Annotated in this window: 16 protein-coding genes; 9 read left to right on the top strand and 7 right to left on the bottom strand. The window is 66.6% G+C overall.

The genetic code is table 11. The annotated features are described in order from the left end of the window. Both ACI1V7_RS20510 and ACI1V7_RS20505 read right to left on the bottom strand, forming a co-directional pair. Positions 1-1,227 (bottom strand): efflux RND transporter periplasmic adaptor subunit, encoded by a 1,227-nt coding sequence (locus ACI1V7_RS20510; RefSeq protein ID WP_404533681.1) that lies wholly within the window; start codon positions 1,225-1,227, stop codon positions 1-3. A 336-nt stretch (positions 1,228-1,563) separates the two neighbouring features. Then, the gene (locus tag ACI1V7_RS20505; RefSeq protein ID WP_404533679.1) at positions 1,564-2,535 is read right to left on the bottom strand and encodes an endonuclease/exonuclease/phosphatase family protein; all 972 of its coding nucleotides are present in this window, start codon (positions 2,533-2,535) and stop codon (positions 1,564-1,566) included. Positions 2,536-2,572: 37 nt separating this feature from the next. Between ACI1V7_RS20505 and ybaK the strand changes: the two genes are divergently transcribed. The 3 genes from ybaK to ACI1V7_RS20490 all read left to right on the top strand — a co-directional run bounded on the left by ybaK (position 2,573) and on the right by ACI1V7_RS20490 (position 4,796). After that, on the top strand, positions 2,573-3,064 hold the full coding sequence (gene ybaK / locus ACI1V7_RS20500) for a Cys-tRNA(Pro) deacylase (RefSeq protein WP_404533677.1): 492 nt from the start codon (positions 2,573-2,575) through the stop codon (positions 3,062-3,064). 86 nt (positions 3,065-3,150) lie between these two features. Beyond that, positions 3,151-3,774 carry a glycerol-3-phosphate 1-O-acyltransferase PlsY gene (gene plsY / locus ACI1V7_RS20495; protein WP_404533676.1) on the top strand — a complete coding sequence of 208 codons (624 nt, stop codon included), beginning with the start codon at positions 3,151-3,153 and terminating at the stop codon, positions 3,772-3,774. Between the two features lie 353 nt (positions 3,775-4,127). Then, positions 4,128-4,796: a DsbA family oxidoreductase gene (locus tag ACI1V7_RS20490; protein WP_404533674.1), complete on the top strand. Its 669-nt coding sequence runs from the start codon at positions 4,128-4,130 to the stop codon at positions 4,794-4,796. 50 nt (positions 4,797-4,846) lie between these two features. Here ACI1V7_RS20490 and ACI1V7_RS20485 read toward each other — a convergent pair whose 3' ends face one another. The 4 genes from ACI1V7_RS20485 to tsaD all read right to left on the bottom strand — a co-directional run bounded on the left by ACI1V7_RS20485 (position 4,847) and on the right by tsaD (position 9,816). Next, positions 4,847-5,692 carry an endonuclease/exonuclease/phosphatase family protein gene (locus tag ACI1V7_RS20485; protein ID WP_404533673.1) on the bottom strand — a complete coding sequence of 282 codons (846 nt, stop codon included), beginning with the start codon at positions 5,690-5,692 and terminating at the stop codon, positions 4,847-4,849. A gap of 150 nt (positions 5,693-5,842) precedes the next feature. Next, on the bottom strand, positions 5,843-6,556 hold the full coding sequence (locus ACI1V7_RS20480; RefSeq protein WP_404533671.1) for a tetratricopeptide repeat protein: 714 nt from the start codon (positions 6,554-6,556) through the stop codon (positions 5,843-5,845). Continuing rightward, the gene (locus ACI1V7_RS20475) at positions 6,553-8,649 is read right to left on the bottom strand and encodes a bifunctional 2',3'-cyclic-nucleotide 2'-phosphodiesterase/3'-nucleotidase (protein ID WP_404533669.1); all 2,097 of its coding nucleotides are present in this window, start codon (positions 8,647-8,649) and stop codon (positions 6,553-6,555) included. Before ACI1V7_RS20475 ends, ACI1V7_RS20480 begins: the two co-directional genes overlap by 4 nt. A 129-nt stretch (positions 8,650-8,778) precedes the next feature. After that, a complete protein-coding gene (gene tsaD / locus ACI1V7_RS20470) occupies positions 8,779-9,816 on the bottom strand; it encodes a tRNA (adenosine(37)-N6)-threonylcarbamoyltransferase complex transferase subunit TsaD (RefSeq protein ID WP_404533667.1) in 1,038 nt (345 codons plus the stop codon). Between the two features lie 117 nt (positions 9,817-9,933). Between tsaD and ACI1V7_RS20465 the strand changes: the two genes are divergently transcribed. Next, complete coding sequence (locus ACI1V7_RS20465) at positions 9,934-11,283, top strand: tetratricopeptide repeat protein (protein ID WP_404533665.1); 1,350 nt, start codon at positions 9,934-9,936, stop codon at positions 11,281-11,283. 103 nt (positions 11,284-11,386) lie between these two features. On the opposite strand, the gene ACI1V7_RS20460 is transcribed toward ACI1V7_RS20465, so the two are convergent. Further along, entirely contained in the window at positions 11,387-12,445 is a 1,059-nt protein-coding gene (locus tag ACI1V7_RS20460) for a 3-deoxy-7-phosphoheptulonate synthase (protein ID WP_425593028.1), read from the bottom strand. Between the two features lie 121 nt (positions 12,446-12,566). On the opposite strand from ACI1V7_RS20460, the gene ybiB reads away from it, so the two are divergent. The 5 genes from ybiB to dnaG all read left to right on the top strand — a co-directional run bounded on the left by ybiB (position 12,567) and on the right by dnaG (position 17,758). Next, positions 12,567-13,553: a DNA-binding protein YbiB gene (ybiB, locus tag ACI1V7_RS20455; RefSeq protein WP_404533662.1), complete on the top strand. Its 987-nt coding sequence runs from the start codon at positions 12,567-12,569 to the stop codon at positions 13,551-13,553. A gap of 123 nt (positions 13,554-13,676) precedes the next feature. Further along, positions 13,677-14,888 carry a BaiN/RdsA family NAD(P)/FAD-dependent oxidoreductase gene (locus ACI1V7_RS20450; protein WP_404533661.1) on the top strand — a complete coding sequence of 404 codons (1,212 nt, stop codon included), beginning with the start codon at positions 13,677-13,679 and terminating at the stop codon, positions 14,886-14,888. Between the two features lie 122 nt (positions 14,889-15,010). Continuing rightward, positions 15,011-15,223 carry a 30S ribosomal protein S21 gene (gene rpsU, locus ACI1V7_RS20445; protein ID WP_005665410.1) on the top strand — a complete coding sequence of 71 codons (213 nt, stop codon included), beginning with the start codon at positions 15,011-15,013 and terminating at the stop codon, positions 15,221-15,223. A gap of 131 nt (positions 15,224-15,354) precedes the next feature. Continuing rightward, entirely contained in the window at positions 15,355-15,804 is a 450-nt protein-coding gene (locus tag ACI1V7_RS20440) for a GatB/YqeY domain-containing protein (protein ID WP_404533659.1), read from the top strand. A gap of 151 nt (positions 15,805-15,955) precedes the next feature. After that, positions 15,956-17,758 carry a DNA primase gene (gene dnaG, locus ACI1V7_RS20435; RefSeq protein ID WP_404533658.1) on the top strand — a complete coding sequence of 601 codons (1,803 nt, stop codon included), beginning with the start codon at positions 15,956-15,958 and terminating at the stop codon, positions 17,756-17,758. Positions 17,759-17,974: the final 216 nt, after the last annotated feature.

Raw genomic sequence — 17,974 nt, 5'->3', positions numbered from 1 at the left:
TCAGCCCTTCTTTTGCGCGGGCGCTTCGTTGGCGGCGGTGGCCGCGGCGGGCATCCTGACCAGGCTGCCCGGCTTGACGCCGTCCAGCGGCAGCGCCAGCACGGCGGCGCCGGCGTCGATGCCGTCGAGCGCCTCGACCAGGCCTTCGTCGGCGTTGCGCAGGCCCAGCGTGACGGGCTGCGCCACGACCTTGCCGTTGTCGACGCGGTAGACGACGTCGCGGCCCCCGTCCTGGCGCACGGCGGCGAGCGGCAGCAGGGGGCGTGCCTCGGTCTTCTGCGTGACTACGCTGCCCTTGGCGAACATGCCGGCGCGCAGCAGGCCGTCCCCGTTGTCGACGCCGATGTAGACGAGCATGGCGCGCGAGCCCGGCTCCGTGGCGGGGTTGATGCGCACGACCTTGCCCGCGAATGCGCGCTCGCCGAAGCCGTCGACGCGGAACGTCACTTCCTGGCCGACCTTGACGCGCGGGATATCCGAGGCGGGTACCTGAGCGTCCAGCGTCAGGTGCTTCAGGTCGACGATGGAAAACACGGGGCTGTCGGGCGACAGCTTTTCGCCGGCCTGGGCGTGGCGCTTGCTGACCATGCCCGCCAGCGGCGCGCGGATCACGGTGTCGGCCAGGGCGATGCGGGCCAGTTGCAGCTGGGCGCGCGCCGCGTCCACGGCCGCTTGGGCCAGGTCGACGGCGTTGGCGCTGGTGTCGTAGGCATGCTGGGCGATGTAGTTCTGCTTGAGCAGGGCCGCGCTGTTGGCCTGGTTCTTCTTCGCCAGCGCCAGGCGCGCGTCGGCATCGGCCAGCTGCGCCTCCTGCTGGGCGACGCGGGCACGGGCCTCGGCATCGTCCAGGCGCGCGATCACGTCGCCCGTGTTCACCTGCATGCCTTCCTGCACGGTGGTGGCCAGCACCACGCCCGAGACCTTCGATTTCACCGTGGCCTGGGCCAGCGGCGTCAGGGACCCGGACAGCGGCAGCGTCACGGCCAGCGGACGCGCTGCGACCAGCGCGACGTCGCGCGGGGCCAGCTCGAACACGGGCGCCTTCGCGGCGTCCTTCTGGGCGGCGGCGGTGGGCGCGGCCGGCGGCGCGTCGTGGTGCAGGTAGGCATAGCCGCCCGCGCCCGCGAGGGCCAGCGCGAGCAGGGCCAGCGCGACCATGCGCGCGGGGCGGCGGCGCGTGGCGGTCGGGATGGCATCGGGCGAGACGGGCAGGGACTCGATCTTCATGGCGTTGTTCTTCGTAAATCGGGTTGGGCTGCGGGCGGTACTGCGGTGCTGCCGAAGGAAGCGCGCGTGCTCCGTTCTGCAGGGCAGAGTGGAGCTCCAGGCGCATGACGGCATGATAAGAAACGTCAAGACAGGCGGCCATCGGAATGCGACGGGCGGTGCAAACGGCGCGATGAACTGCAAAAAGGCCGGGACGGGTGATGATCAGCCACCACGTCGTCCCTGCGAAGGCAGGGACCCAATTTCACTCGCGTAGTCGCTCACATATAATTAGGCCCCTGCCTTCGCAGGGGCGACGGTTCGTACGATATGGGCTTGAAATGACAGGCGAGTGACTCAGCCGTCCCCGGGAGGCGTCCCGGCCTGCTCGAACAGCCGCAACCTGGCCAGCACCTGCCCGTGGTCCGACGCCTCCGGCAAGCCCAGCTCCAGGTGGTCGTTCAGGTACACCACCTCCGCCACCTCGCCCAGCGCCCCCGGCAGCGCCGGATTGAATTCCCCGGACACCATGATGTGGTCGATGGTCGTGTGGTGGCCGTCGTGGACGTTGGAGAAGCCCACGTGGCGCAGGCGGTCCTGGCGGCGCTGCAGCTGGACGGCGTCGTACAGGCGGTCCCCGCTGGGGGCGCCGATGCCCAGCACGATGCCGGTGGTGACGGCATCGGCGACGTCGTTGAAGTCGCCCAGCACGATGCGCGGGCGGTGGTGGGCGCGGCCCAGCTCCGTGATCAGCACGCGCAGGGCGGCCGCCTCCGTGCCGCGCCGGATCAGCGAGCGCAGGGAGGCCAGCGCGTACAGCTGCGGATCGTCGCCCGTGTCGGCCGCACGGTAGTCCGGGCGGCGCGACTTGAGGTGCACGACCAGCACGTCGGCGACGAGGCCGGGCGCCAGCTGGATCGCCGCGTGCAGGGGCGCGCGCGTGAAACGCTCGGGGTCGCGGTTCCCGGGCGGCATGGCGATCCCGGACGGGAAATAGGGCAGGGGACGGGGCGCGTCGGCCAGCGGCAGGCGCGAGACGAGGGCCACGCTGGGCGTGAGCTTGTCGGCGCCGGGATCGGGGTCGAAGCCGACGTGGGCGGCATCGCGGAAGCGCCGCGTGCGCGACAGCGCCTCGGCCAGCGCGGCCTGGGAAAACACTTCCTGGAAGCCGATCACGTCGGCACCCAGCATGTCGACCTGGTGCGCGATCCAGGCGATCTTCGCTTCGTATTCCTCGGGGGTGCTGGGGTCCAGGTTATCGTAGACCTTGACCCCCGGCGGGGCGAGGTTGCACACGTTGAAGGTGGCAAAGCGAATCTCTTGCTGCATAATAAGCAACTCCTCCGTTTGCATTCAGCGTAACACGATGGCCAAGAAAGAGCATATCTCCGAAACCCCGGCGACACAGTTCCTGCGCAAGCACGGCGTCGCATTTTCGGAGCATCCCTACGACTACGAAGAACACGGCGGCACCGCGGTCTCGTCGCGCGAACTCGGTGTCGACGAGCACGCCGTCGTCAAGACGCTCGTGATGCAGGACGAGGCGGCCCGCCCGCTCATCGTGCTGATGCATGGCGACCGCAAGGTATCGACCAAGAACCTGGCCCGCGCCATCCCCTGCAAGTCGGTCGAGCCGTGCAAGCCCGACGTCGCGCAGCGCCATTCCGGCTACCTGATCGGCGGCACTTCGCCTTTCGGCACCCGCAAGGCGATGCCGATCTACGTCGAGGAAAGCATCCTCGCGCTGGACCGGATCCTCATCAATGGCGGCCGCCGCGGTTTCCTCGTCGGCATCGATCCGAAGGTGCTGGTCGACGTGTTGCAGGCCCGCCCCGTCCAGTGCGCAATCGTTGATTGAAAAACAACTGGCGACTATCGCCAGCGCGGGGGCTGGTGTATATTCCTCGCGCGCCGTTGCGCGTATGGAATATTAGAAAGAGGCCCATGTACACCATCATCTTCACGATCGCTGCCTACCTGATCGGCTCGATTTCCTTCGCCGTCGTGGCCAGCCGCGCCTTCGGCCTGTCCGACCCGCGCACCTACGGCTCGAAGAACCCGGGCGCGACCAACGTCCTGCGCTCGGGCAGCAAGAAGGCGGCGATCGCGACGCTGATCGGCGACTGCGCCAAGGGCTGGCTGGCCGTGTGGCTGGCCGTGCACTACGACCAGCGCTTCGACCTGGGCGATACCGGCATCGCGCTGGTGGCGATCGCCGTGTTCCTGGGCCACCTGTGGCCGATCTTCTTCCGCTTTGTCGGCGGCAAGGGCGTGGCCACGGCGCTGGGCGTGCTGCTGGGCCTGAACCCCTGGCTCGGCCTGGCGACGCTGGCCACCTGGCTCATCGTCGCCTACGCCTTCCGCTATTCCTCGCTGGCCGCGCTGGTCGCCGCCGTGTTCGCGCCGTTCTACTACGGCCTCCTGTTCGGCGTGGACGCGATCCTGTTCGCCGTCGTCGTCATGAGCCTGCTGCTGCTGTACCGCCACGCCAGCAACATCGGCAACCTCATCGCCGGCAAGGAATCGCGCATCGGCAGCAAGGCCAAGGACGCGGCCAAAAAGAACTGACCCAAATTCGGGGTCAGAGCACATTTCTTCGCTAATTCGGGGTCAGAGCACATTTCGGATCAATAGCTTCGGATTAAGCAAAGCAGGATTGGATCGGGAATTCCCTGGCGGACGACGCGTCGCCCCTGCAGGCTTTGCTCATTAACTATTGACTCAAAAAGTGCTCTGACCCCGAATTGCGGCGAAATCGTGCTCTGACCCCGAATTTGTAGTCGACAAGCCGATTTGCCGAATTTGCCTGGCGCGCTGCCGGCTTCTGCTCGATGTGTCACCATATGCCCGTCTGCCGCAACATCGGGTAGTGGCATCAATCGAAGAACAGAACAGGAAGGCGGTGAATCGTGAACAAGCAGATGAGAATCGATTTCGTGTCGGACGTGTCGTGCCCGTGGTGCGCGATCGGCCTCAAGTCGCTCGACAAGGCGCTGGAGAACGTGCGTGACGAGATCACGGTCGACATGCATTTCCAGCCCTTCGAGCTCAATCCCGGCATGGCGCCCGAAGGCCAGGACATCTTCGAGCACATCACCGAGAAATACGGTTCCACGGCGGCCCAGCAGGAGCAGTCGCGTGAGATGATCCGCCAGCGCGGCGAGGCGGTCGGCTTCACCTTCGACATGGCCAAGCGCGGCCGCATCTACAACACCTTCGATGCGCACCGCCTGCTGCACTGGGCCGAAGGGCAGGGCCACCAGCGCACCCTGAAGGAAAAGCTGTTCGAAGCCTATTTCACGAAGGGCGAAAGCCCCGCGTCGCACGAGGTGCTGCTGCGCGTCGCCGGCGAGGCCGGCCTGGACGTGGAAGCGGCGCGCCAGGTGCTGGAGTCGACAGCGTATGCGGACGAGGTGCGCCAGCTCGAATACTACTGGCAGCGCGCCGGCATCCGTTCGGTACCGGCCATCGTCATCAACCAGCGCCACCTGATCTCCGGCGGCCAGCCGCCCGAGGTGTTCGAGCAGGCGCTGCGCCAGATCGCCCAGCAGGAGGAAGTGCTGGAACAGGACGAGGAACCGGCAGCGTAACGCCGGAAATCGGGCCCCTGTCTGGGCAGGGGCGACGTGTCTGTCGCCGGCTATGCCAGGTCGAGCACGATCGGCTGGTGGTCCGAGGCCGACGTCTCCGACTGCACGCTCATGTCCGTGACGCGCGGCGCCAGGTCGTCCGTGACGAAGAAATAATCGTAGCAATCCGGCTTGTCCGGCCACTTGAAGCCGTGCAGGCCGGCCGTCGGCGCGCGCGCCATGTCGCCGTGGCGCAGGCGCCAGGCGTCGAGCAGCTGCGAGGCGCCTCCTTCCGGCGGCGCCAGCAATGCCTGGTAGTCCTCGGAGTCCGGCGCGAAATTGAAGTCGCCGCAGTAGATCGCGCTGCCCGGACGGAAGCCCAGCTGGAACGGCGGATCGAGGGCCGGCTCCGGCTGGTAGATGGCGGCGCGGGCGCAGGCCTCCTGGTGCAGTTCGCGGATGCGGCGCACCTGGGCGCGCCGCTGCAGCGGCGAATAGTATTCGAGGTGCGTGGTCAGCACGCGGATCTTGCCGCCCGGCGCTTCCAGCACCGTTTCGATCATCCCGCGCGGCATGCCGGCCGGGCTCTCGGTATCGACGGGCCAGGGCAGCATGTGGCGCTGGGCCTGGGTAATGCGGTACTTGGACAGCAGGATATTGCCGAACTGGCGGGGCAGGTTGTTGCGGTAGATTTCGCTCGGGGCCTGGTCGATCATGTGATAGCCGCCGAAGGCGCCGGCCAGCTGCTTGAACTGGCTGGCGCTGGCACTGCCCTCCAGCTCCGGATGATTCGCGGCGACTTCCTGCAGGCAGATGACGTCGGGATTCAGCTTGCGCAGTACATCGATGATCGCGTGGATCCGGATGCGCCCGTCCCTGCCACAGCCCCAGTGAATATTCCAGCTAACCACGCGCATGTATCACCTCCGTAGAACTAAAACCGCCAGAGTTTGCCATCTATTCGGCAACAACGGTCACACGGTAGGATCGATGTCAAGCTAACAAGTTCAACAGGATCGGGCCCGCCTACCGCTTCCGGGTGCGGCAAACGGGACCCGCGGGCGCGATCAGAAACGCCGCGCGTTGCTGCGGCGGTGCTCCTCGGCTTCCTTCAACAGCTGCTGGGCCTCGTGCGGGTCGCGGGCGGTCCAGGTATCGCCGGCCTGCATGACCAGCGCCAGCTGCTGCAGCGCGGCCGGGTATTCGTGGTCGGCGGCGCGCTCGAGCAAGGCGCGCGCGCGGGCTCCGTCGACCTTCACGCCGTCGCCGGCGGCATAGGCATTTGACAACAGAAACATCGCATGCGCGTTGCCTGCCGTAGCAGCCACTTCCAGCCAGTGGGCTGCGGCCGCCTTGTCCTGCCGAACCCCGTTGCCGTTCTTGAGCAGCAGCGCGAGGGCCAGCGCGGCGCGCGCATGGCCCCGCTCGGCTGCCTGGCGGTACCAGGCGGCGGCCACGCCGGGCGCGCGCTCACGCGCCAGTTCGCCAAGTTCCCAGGCCGCTTCCGTATCACCTTGGCGCGCGGCCCGTTCGAACAGGTCGCGCGCGCTGTCCTGCTGGCCCCGCTTGCGGTACAGCAGAGCCAGTTCGCGCTCGGCGACCGGCAGGCCTTCCCTGGCCCAGGCGGACAGGCGCCGCTCGGCCCCGTCGTCGCCGCGCTGCAGTGCCGCCATCGACACGGTCTCGATCTCGGCCGGGGCGGGGCCGCGAGCGCAGCCGGCCAGTAGCGCGGCCAACAGCGCGGCCAGCAGCGCGCTCACCGAGGCATGGCGCGGCCTCACTTGGACAGGTCGACCGCGTACTTGGCGAAGCCGCTGGCGTCCAGGCCTCCCTCGGCCGTGACCACGGCGATGCCGTTGGCCTTCGCCAGGGCCAGGTGGCCCGGCGCAGAGCGCAGCACCACGGGACCGGCGGTGGCCGTCTTCACGAAGCTCCAGCTGCGCGCGCTGCCGTTGGCGGCAAGCGAGACCTTGCCGCTCGTGGCGCCGATCTTCTGCAGGTAATTGCTGACCACGGCCTGGTTCGCGTCCGGCGACTTGATGATGGTCTTGCTGCCGTCGATGCCCGGGAAGTTGCCGCCGCCGCCCGCGCGGTAGTCGTTGGTCGCGACGATGAAGTCGTCACCCGCCGCCACCGGCTTGCCCTGGTAGCTGAGGTTGACGATGCGGCTGCCGACCGGCTTGGTCACGTCGATCTGGTACTGCAGCGCGTTGTTCTCGGCGTAGAACACGTCGTAGTTGTAGATCGTGCCGTAGGACGGGACCAGGTCCTGCTCGGCGGTCCGGGCCGGATCGATCTGGGCGTACTGGCCGGCGGCCGTCTCGAGCCAGGCCTTCAGGTCGGATCCCTTGATCTTCACCGCCTGCAGGTTGTTGTTGCTGTACAGGTAGATGTCGCCCGGGTTGCGCACCTGCAGGCCAACCGGATTGGCGCTGCTCGCGCCGGGCGCCACGTCGGTGAAGTCCGAGGGGCCGTTGCGGCCGGCCTTGAACGGCGCGCTGCACGAGATCACGGGGATGTTCCTGTAGCTCGCCAGCGTCGCGTCGGTGCTGCTCGCGATCATGGCCTTCACGTAGTCGAGCTGCGCCTGGTTGACGAGCTGGATCGCCGTCACGTCGCCGACCAGCGAGAAGTACGAGGACATCTCGAAGTCGGTCGACACGCCCAGCGGCTGCTTGGCATAGGCGATGGTGGCCTGGTGCTCGGCCTGCACGGCGGCGGCGATGGCCGGGTCGGCGGCCACGCTGGTGGTGCCGTCCTTGTACTTGTAGCCGCGCGATTCGACCGTGGTCTTGTCCTTCTGGACCACCCACTGGCCGTTGGTATAGGCGAGGGTCATCTTGACGATGCCCAGGCGCCGTCCCCAGCTCTGCGCCATCACCGTCGGCACGCCGTTGACGAAGCCGTTGATGCCGTCGACCTTGGCGGAGGCGGGCAGGTTCGCGAACGACGGATCCAGCGCGGCCGCGCCAGCCTCTTTCCCCTTCGGGAAGATCAGGTGCGAGTGGCCGATCAACAGGGCATCGATGCCCGTGGTGCTCAGGTGGTAGCTCTGGTTTTCCATCTTCGGGCTGTAGGCGCTGGTATCCAGGCCGCCGTGCGACAGGGCCACCACCAGGTCCGCGCCCTTGCTGCGCATCTCCGGCACGTACTGTTTGGCCGCTTCGACGGCGCCGCCGACGGCGACCTTGCCGGCCAGGTTCTTCTGGTCCCAGTCCAGTATCTGGGGCGGCACGAAGCTCATCACGCCGATGTCGATCTTGACGGCGACCGGCTTGCCGTCGGGGCCCGTGCCGGTGAAGTCGCGCGTGAGGATCTTGTACGGCTCGTACAAGGTCTTGCCGGTGGCGACCGCCGTGACGTTGGCCAGCACCAGCGGGAACGCCGGCGCGCCGCAACTGCCCGCCGGCTTGGAGACGCCGGGAATGCCGAAGTCGGTGTTCGTGACTTGGCTCAGGAACGGCAGGCCGTAGTTGAATTCGTGGTTGCCCAGGCCGCCGGCGTCGTACTTCATCACGTTCATCGCCTTGTGCACGGCCAGCGTGTCCGCGCACTTGACGGGGCTGGTCACGGCCTGCAGGTCGCCCAGCAGCGTGCCCTGGATGACGTCGCCGTCGTCGAGCAGCACGTTGTTGGGGTTCTCGACGCGCGCGCCCTGCACCAGCGTGGAGGCACGGTCCAGGCCCAGCGTCGCGTCGTCGGCGAGCGAGTAATAGTTGTAACCCAGGACGTTCGAGTGGATGTCCGTGGTTTCCAGCAGGGCGAGGGTGACGGTGGTGCCTTCGGCGATGGCGCCTTCCGGGGTGGAGGGTTCGCCACAGCCGGCCAGGCCGGCGGCGGCCAGGGCCGCGAGCAGTACGTGGTTGCGTTTCAAGATGGTCCCGTGATCGATGAGGAAAACGGGGCGCACTTTATCTTGTTGCCGTGACAACGATGTGACAGGCGGTATACATGGTGGGCACCGCGTGCCCGCCATGTATACCGATTACGCCGTTTACGCCGATTACGCCGGCTCGATCTCGTCCAGCGGCCAGCGCGGCCGCACGTTGAAGCCGTAGTCGCGCTGCGCCAGGTCCGGATTGCGTTCGAGGCGCAGCGCGCCGGCGAAGGCGATCATCGCGCCGTTGTCGGTGCAGAATTCCAGCTCCGGATAATAGACCTTGAATTTCTTCTTCGCGGCCGCCGCGTTCAGCGATGCGCGCAGCTGCTTGTTGGCGCCCACGCCGCCCGCGATCACGAGGCGCTTCAGGCCCGTGTGCTTCAGGGCCGACACGCATTTCGCCGTCAGCACGTCGACGATGGCGTCGACGAAGCCGCGCGCGATGTTCGCCTTGTCCTGCTCGCAGATGTTGGCGATGCCCGCCTCGTGGTTCTTCGCCACGGTCAGCACCGCCGTCTTCAGGCCCGAGAAACTGAAATTGAAGTCCTTCGAATGCAGCATCGGGCGCGGCAGCTTGTAGGCGTCCGGATCGCCGAATTCCGCCAGGCGCGAGATCGCCGGGCCGCCTGGATAGCCGAGGCCCAGCAGCTTGGCCGACTTGTCGAAGGCCTCGCCGGCGGCGTCGTCGAGCGTCTCGCCCAGCAGCGTGTAGCGGCCCACGCCGTCGACGCGCATCAGCTGCGTGTGCCCGCCCGAGACGAGCAGGGCGATGAAGGGGAATTCCGGGCGCTCGCTGGCCAGCAGCGGCGACAGCAGGTGCCCTTCCAGGTGGTGCACGCCCAGCACCGGCTTGTCCAGCGCCAGCGCCAGGCTGTTGGCGACCGAGGAGCCGACCAGCAGCGCGCCGGCCAGGCCCGGGCCCTGGGTGTAGGCGATGGCGTCGATGCGCTCCATCGGCAGGTCGGCCTTGGCCAGCACCTGTTCCAGCAGCGGCAGCGCGCGGCGGATGTGGTCGCGCGAGGCCAGTTCCGGCACCACGCCGCCGTACTCCTCGTGCATCGCGACCTGCGAGTGCAGCGCGTGGGACAGCAGGCCCTGCTGCGTGTCGTACAGAGCAAGGCCGGTTTCATCGCAGGAGGATTCGACGCCGAGGACAATCATGGGATGCTGGAAGAATGTGAAGAAGACAATGGAAAAGCGTACGCATGGCGCGCGCAATCCAGCATTGTAAAGCAGGCCGGCGGCCGTTGCAGCCTGTTCGGCTAGAATCGCCTGGCCATGCCATCCACCGAATCCCTGTTCCTGCGGGCCCGCGCCCTGATCGACGAACGCGATGTGGACGGCGCCGCCACGCTGCTGCGCGCCGCCCTCGACCTCGACCCCGGCTTTGCCGCCGCCTGGGCCAACCTCGGCTACGCGCTCGACGCCGCCGGCCGCAAGCGGGAGGCCGAGGACGCCTACCGCCGCGCCATCGCGCTCGACCCGCACGAGCTGCAGAACAGCCTGAACCTGGGTACGCTGCTCACGGCGCTGCGCCGCCTCGATGCCGCGCTGGACGTCTACGCGGCCGCCATCGCGCACGGCCACGATGCGCCCGCCCTGCATTCGAACCTCGGCATGACGCTGGCGTGCGCGGGCCGCGAACGCGAGGCCGAGGACCATTACCGCCTTGCGCTGGCGCGCGACCCCGATCACCGCAAGGCCCCCTTCAACCTCGCCTACCTGCTGCTGCGCCAGGGCCGCTGGGAGGAGGGCTGGCGGCGCCTGGAGGCGCGCCCGTGGATCGACGTGCTGCAGCGCCACTTCGGCATGCCGCGCTGGCAGGGCGGGCCGCTGGCGGGACGGCGCATCCTGGTCGGCGTCGAGGGCGGCCATGGCGACATGATCCAGTTCGGGCGCTATGCCGCGCTGCTGAAGGAGGCCGGCGCCGCGCGCGTGGGCGTGCTGTGCCAGCCGGAGCTCGTCGCCCTGTTCGGCGGCTTGCGCGGCGCGGACGAATCCATTGCCCTGGACCGGCCTCTGGCTGCCGGCGACTGGGATTGCTGGGTGGCGCCACTCAGCCTGCCGCTGCTGTTCGGCACCCGCGTCGACAGCGTGCCGGCGGCGGTGCCCTATCTCGTCCCGGACGCCGCCCGTGTCGCGCAGCTTGCGCCCCTGCTTGCGGCTGTGCCGGGCGCGCTGAAAGTCGGGCTGGCGTGGAAGGGCAATCCGCGCCACGAGAACGATGCGGCGCGCTCGCTGCCTTCCTTGTCCGTGCTGGCGCCGCTCGCGGCCGTCAAGGATGTGCGCTGGTTCAGCCTGCAGAAGGGCGCCGGGGAAGGCGAGAGCGTGGAGGGCTTCGCGCCGGTCGACCTGGCGCCGGCGATCCGGGACTTCGCGGATACGGCCGCGCTGGTGGCGGGACTGGACCTGGTGATCACGGTCGACACGTCCGTCGCGCACCTGGCCGGGGCGATGGGGACGCCGTGCTGGGTGCTGCTGCCGGACTACCTGCCGGACTGGCGCTGGCTGGCGGGGAGGGCGGATACGCCGTGGTATCCAGGGATGCGCTTGTTCCGGCAGCGGCCGGGCGCGGGGTGGGATGAAGTCGTGGTCGACGTCGCGCAAGCGCTCGAGACGTGGCCCTAAATAACGTCGTCCCTGCGCAGGCAGGGACCCAAGTTCTGTACGCACCTCGGCAGCGCGTGCAAATTGGGTCCCTGCCTGCGCAGGGACGACGCGGTGGTGGTGATTATGCCCGCTGCAGCAATTCCTGATGCGCACTGCGCAGCATCGTCTCCGTATCCTCCCACCCGATGCACCCATCCGTCACCGAGCAGCCATACTGCAGCTGCGACAGGTCGCTGGGAATCGGCTGGTTGCCGCCGACGATGTTCGATTCGATCATCACGCCCACCAGCGAGCCGTTGCCGTGGCGGATCTGCTGGATCACGTCCGACATCACCAGCGGCTGCAGTTCCGGCTTCTTGTAGCTGTTGGCGTGCGAGCAGTCGACCACCAGGTTGGCGGGCAGCCCGGCCTTCTTCAAGGCCTGCTCGGCGATCGTCACCGACACCGAATCGTAGTTCGGACGGCCGCCACCGCCGCGCAGCACCACGTGGCCGTAGGCGTTGCCGCGGGTGCGCACGATGGCGACCTTGCCCTGCTCGTTGATGCCCAGGAAGGAGTGCGGGCTGGACGAGGACAGCACGGCATTGATGGCGATGGAGACGTCGCCGTCGGTGCCGTTCTTGAACCCGACCGGCGTCGACAGGCCGGAGGACATCTCGCGGTGCGTCTGCGATTCCGTGGTGCGGGCGCCGATGGCGGTCCAGGCGATCAGGTCGCCGAGGTATTGGGGGGAAATGGGATCGAGCGCCTCGGTGGCGGTCGGCAGGCCCAGTTCGCATACGTCCAGCAGGAACTGGCGCGCGCGCTCCATGCCGACGTCGACGCGGAAGGAATCGTCCATGAACGGGTCGTTGATATAGCCCTTCCAGCCGGTGGTGGTGCGCGGCTTTTCGAAATACACGCGCATCACCAGGACCATCGTGTCGGCCACTTCGGCCTGCAGCGCCTTCAGGCGGCGCGCATAGTCGAGGCCCGCGACCGGGTCGTGGATGGAGCAGGGGCCGACGACCACGAACAGGCGCTTGTCCTTGCGGTCGAGGATATTGCGCAAGGTTTCGCGGCCCTTCATGACCGTGGTGAAGGCCTTGTCGGTCAACGGCAGCTTCTGGTGCAACTCGACCGGCGACGGCATGGTCGCGAACGAGGTGACGTTGGTGTTTTCGATATCGGGCGTGATCAACATGGTATGACAACTTATTCAGAGGGATCGGCCAGTCTAGCGCGAAACGCGCACGATTGCAGCCGGATGGGCCAAAATGTCGCATTCTCGGACGTCCCGTGGCGGTGGTATGCTTCGATACATGGACCCTACTCAAGCACCGAACCACGTACCGAACCAAGCGCCATTCCCCGCGGCCCGCTTCATCAAGGAGATCGGCCGCGGCGTGAAGGGCGCGCGCAGCATGACGCGCGAGGACGCCCGCGACCTGTACAAGGCCATGCTCGACGGGCGCGTCTCCGACCTCGAACTGGGCGGCATCCTGCTGGCGATGCGCATCAAGGGCGAGTCCGTGGACGAGATCGCCGGCTTCATGGACGCCGCCGAGACGTCGTTCCCGCCGCTGCCGCTGCCGCCCGGGGAATTCGCGCCGGTGCTGATCCCCAGCTACAACGGCTCGCGCAAGCTGGCCAACCTGACGCCGCTGCTGGCCATGCTGCTGGCGCGCGAAGGCGTGCCCGTCCTGGTGCATGGCGTCGTCCAGGATCCCGGCCGCGTCACCACCTGCGAGATCCTGGCCGAGATGGGTATCGGCCCCACCGGCTCGACGGCCGACATGCTCGACGCCTTCGCCGCCCGCCGTCCCTGCTTCATGCCGATCGAACTGCTGGCGCCCCAGCTCGCGCACCAGCTGTCGCTGCGCCGCATCCTGGGCGTGCGCAATTCCACGCACACGCTCGTCAAGATGTTGCAGCCGTTCGCGGGCCCGGCGCTGCGCCTGGTCTCGTACACCCATCCGGAATACCTGACCATGCTCACCGCCTATTTCGGGGGCGTGGCCCCCGCCGAGCGCGGCGACGCCTTGCTGATGCGCGGCACGGAAGGGGAGACGGTGGCGAATGCCAACCGCGCCCAGCAGATCGACTGGTTCCATGCCGGCACCCAGACCGTGCTGGTCGAGCGCGACGCCCCGGCCGACGAGCTGGCGCCGGCGCCGGAAGGGCGCGACGCGGCGGCCACGGCCGACTGGATCGCCCGCGCCTTGCGCGGCGAGCAGCCCGTGCCGGCGCCCATCGCGGCCCAGGCGGCGCGGTGCATGCAGGTCGCGCTGGCGTTGCGGGCCGGTTGATGCGGATGGTGGGCGCGGCCGGCGTAGGCACCACGTGCCCACCATGATCCGCCGCCATCGCTGGCCTCGACCACCCCCGCCATTTACAATAGCGCCTTTTGTGCACGGCAAGGGCGGGGCGGAATGGCAAAACAATACGATGTGGCGGTGATCGGCGCCGGTGCGGCCGGCATGATGTGCGCCTTTGTCGCCGCCCAGCGGGGCAAGCGCGTCGTCCTCGTCGACCACGCCGCCAAGCTGGCCGAGAAGATCCGCATCTCCGGCGGCGGCCGCTGCAATTTCACGAACATCAACGCCGGCCCGCAGAATTACCTGTCCGAGAATCCGCACTTCTGCCGCAGCGCGCTGTCGCGCTACACGGCCCAGGATTTCCTCGCGCTGGTCAAGAAACACCGCATCGCGTACCACGAAAAACACCGCGGCCAGCTGTTCTGCGACGATTCGGCCGAGCAGATCATCCGCATGCTGAAGGACGAATGCGACGCCGGCGGCGTCCACTGGCGCATGCCGTGCAAGGTGGCGGGGGTGGAGAAGGGCGACGCCGGCTTCCGCATCGAGACGGACGGCGAACTCATTCTTGCGACGAACGTCGTGGTGGCGACGGGCGGCCTGTCGATCCCGAAGATCGGCGCCACCGACCTCGGCTACCGCATCGCGAAGCAGTTCGGCCTGAACCTCATCGAGACCCGTCCCGGCCTGGTGCCGCTGACCTTCGACGGCCCCAGCTGGCAACCGTTCGTGCCGCTGGCCGGCATCGCGCTGGAAGTGGACGTCGAAACAAGTTCGGGCAAGGGCCGCAACGCCAAGCGCGGCTATTTCCGCGAAGACCTGTTGTTCACGCACCGCGGCCTGTCCGGCCCGGCGATCCTGCAGATTTCCAGCTACTGGCAGCCGGGCACGCCCATCGTGCTGAACCTGTTGCCAGAGGTGGACGTGGCGGAGGAATTGATCTCGTCCAAGACGACGGTGAAAAAGCAGCTCGGCAATATCCTGTCGCAATGGCTGCCCGCGCGCCTCGCCGAGGGCTTGCTGACGGCAAATGGCCTGGCGCCGGATGCGCGCCTGCCGGACATGGCCGACGCAAAATTGCGCAAGCTGGGCGATGCGATCAACCGCTGGGCCATCGTGCCAACGGGATCCGAAGGCTATAAGAAGGCCGAGGTGACGCTGGGCGGCGTCGATACGAAGGAGCTGTCGCAGCAGAGCATGATGGCGAACAAGGTGCCCGGCTTGTACTTCATCGGCGAGACCGTCGACGTCACGGGCTGGCTGGGCGGCTACAACTTCCAGTGGGCCTGGGCGTCGGGTTTTGCCGCAGGTAATGCGATCGAATAAGGGCGTGGTATGGCCCTGGTAAGCCATTGTTGTGATTGCAGCACATTGACAAAAATCTCGCACAGCTCTTGAAAAGCTGTTAGAATTTCGTTCTTCCCTAAATCCAACGGTTTCATTTTTACATGACCACTATCCGCCTTAAAGAAAACGAGCCGTTCGAAGTCGCTATGCGTCGCTTCAAGCGCACTATCGAAAAAACCGGCCTGCTGACCGAACTGCGCGCTCGCGAGTTCTACGAAAAGCCGACCGCAGAGCGCAAGCGCAAGCTGGCCGCCGCCGTGAAGCGCCACTACAAGCGCATCCGCAGCCAGCAACTGCCGAAGAAGCTGTACTAATTTGGTTCAGTAGCCTGATCCGGTGACGGTGAATGCCAGTCCCGGCGTATCAGGCCTGAATGTGACGAAGCCCGCTCCGGTTGTGCCGCAGCGGGTTTTGCCTTTTGCCCATCCCATCGAACGGAGAGTCCATGAGCCTGAAAGATCAAATTACCGACGATATGAAGAATGCCATGCGCGCCAAGGAAAGCGAGCGCCTGGCCACCATCCGCCTCATCCTGGCCGAGATCAAGCGCCGGGAAGTGGACGAGCGCATCGAGCTGGACGATGCCCAGGTGACCGCCGTCGTCGAGAAGATGATCAAGCAGCGCAAGGATTCGATCACCCAGTTCGAAGCTGGCGGCCGCCAGGACCTGGCCGACATCGAAAAGAAGGAACTGGCCGTGCTGTCGGCGTATATGCCGGCCGGCCTGTCGGACGAGGAAGTCGCGGCCGAAGTCGCCGCCGCCGTCGCCGCATCGGGTGCCGCCGGTCCGCAGGACATGGGCAAGGTGATGGGCATCCTGAAGCCGAAGCTGGCTGGTCGTGCCGACATGACGGCCGTATCGGCCCAGGTCAAGAAGGCGCTGTCCGGCGCTTGATGTTGTTCGATGCGTGCGCTTGCGGCATTCACGCCACAAGCGCATGCGTCGCCGATACGCCCGGGCGGCAACGCCTTGTTGCCTGCTGCAAATCAATCTGTGGCAAGCCCTGCGGTATAGTCTGACCTTAGACAAACACTGTGATTCTCGAGTGATTCCGCAATCCTTCATTACCGATCTGCTCAACCGCGTCGACATCGTCGATGTGGTCGGCCGCTACGTGCAGCTCAAAAAGGGCGGCGCCAACTACATGGGGCTGTGCCCCTTCCACAACGAAAAATCCCCCAGCTTCACCGTCAGCCCGACCAAGCAGTTCTATCACTGCTTCGGCTGCGGCGCCCACGGCACGGCGATCGGTTTCCTGATCGAGTACTCGGGCATGGGATTCGTGGATGCCGTCAAGGACTTGTCGCAAAGCGTCGGCATGATCGTGCCCGACCAGGACGACAAGATCCCGCCGGCCCAGCGCGCCGCCCAGCAGGCCCAGTCGCTGGCCATGACGGATGCGCTGAATCAGGCCTGCGACTTCTACCGCGCCCAGCTGCGCCAGGCGCCGGCCGCCATCGCCTACCTGAAGGGCCGCGGCCTGACGGGCGAGGTGGCCGCACGGTTCGGCCTCGGCTACGCGCCGGGCGGCTGGGACAACCTGCGGTCCGTGTTCCGCGACTACGATGCGCTGGCGCTGGTCGAATCCGGCCTCGTCATCGACAAGGTCGACGAGGACGGCAACAACAAGAAACGCTACGACCGCTTCCGCGAGCGCGTCATGTTCCCAATCCGTAATACGAAAGGGCAGGTGATCGGCTTTGGCGGCCGCGTCATGGATGGCGGCGAGCCGAAATACCTGAACTCGCCGGAAACGCCGCTGTTCCAGAAGGGACTGGAACTGTACGGCCTGTTCGAGGCGCGCCAGGCGATCCGCGATGCCGGCTACGTGCTGGTGACGGAAGGCTATATGGACGTCGTCGCGCTGGCCCAGCTCGGTTTCCCGCAGGCCGTGGCGACGCTCGGCACGGCCTGCACCAGCACCCACGTGCAGAAACTGCTGCGCCAGACCGACAACGTGATCTTCAGCTTCGACGGCGACAAGGCCGGCCGCCGCGCCGCCCGCCGCGCGCTGGAAGCGTGCCTGCCGCAAGTGTCCGACGACAAGGTCATCAAGTTCCTGTTCTTGCCGCAAGAACACGATCCGGACAGCTATGTGCGCGAATTCGGCGCCGAAGCATTCGCGCAGGAAATCAACGAGGCGATGCCGCTGTCGCAATTCCTGCTGCGTGAAGTATCGACCGAACATGATCTTGATACACCCGAAGGTCGGGCCCATGTTCAATTTGATGCCAAGCCGCTGCTGCAGGCGATGGCGCCATCCGCGCTGCGCCTGCAGATCGTGCGCGGGCTGGCCAACCTGACCCAGTCAACCCCGGCGGAGATCGAAGCGTTGTTCGAATTGTCCAAGCCTGTTGCCGTGGCCCGCAAGGCGCCGCCGCGCCAGGGCCGTCCGGAACCGGTGGGGCTGGAGTTGCAGATGTCGCGCATCCTCGTCGCCCATCCCGCCCTGGCCCTGGACCTGGACGACGCCGCATTGCGCGCCTTCGACTTCTTCGGCGAGGAGCAGGCCGAGCGCCTGCGCCAGCTGGTGGGCATGGCCCAGGCCTTGGGGCCGAACGGTACGTTCGCGGCGTTGTCCCAGCAATTGAAGGAAGTGAGCGGCGACTACGACCGCCTGATCTCGGAAATTGCTTCCGAGCCAGAATCAGATAGCGACGCGGACCGCGTCTGGCTTGTCAGTGCTGTGAGGCAAGTCAAGCGCGATCTCTTGAAACAGGAGCTCAATCAGTTGATTTCCTCAGGTTTGCCCTCAGATCAGGTAAGTGCTCGCTATCGCGAGATCACTGCTCAGCAGGCCTTCCTGGACAGGGAGGAGGCGAGCCAGCCCGCTGCGAAATTCTCCTGATGGGACCAAGGCGCCACCGAGGCGTTTGTAACTGGAAAGTCAAGGGGCGCGTGCTATAATAAAACGCTAACTATTGCAAGCTTTGAAACGATTTTTCGTCTCAGACCGGGCGGGGTGTGTGAGTTAGCGGGGCATCAGATTTGTGCCTGTAGCGTGATGTAAGGTAACAAAACTTTATCTTTTAACCATAATAAAGTGGTCGTTGTGACTTCGAAA

Source organism: Massilia paldalensis, from assembly GCF_044901715.1.
GTDB lineage: Bacteria > Pseudomonadota > Gammaproteobacteria > Burkholderiales > Burkholderiaceae_D > Telluria > Telluria paldalensis.
Note: the sequence above shows the minus strand (reverse complement) of the source record. Positions and strands in the feature narration are given on the sequence as shown.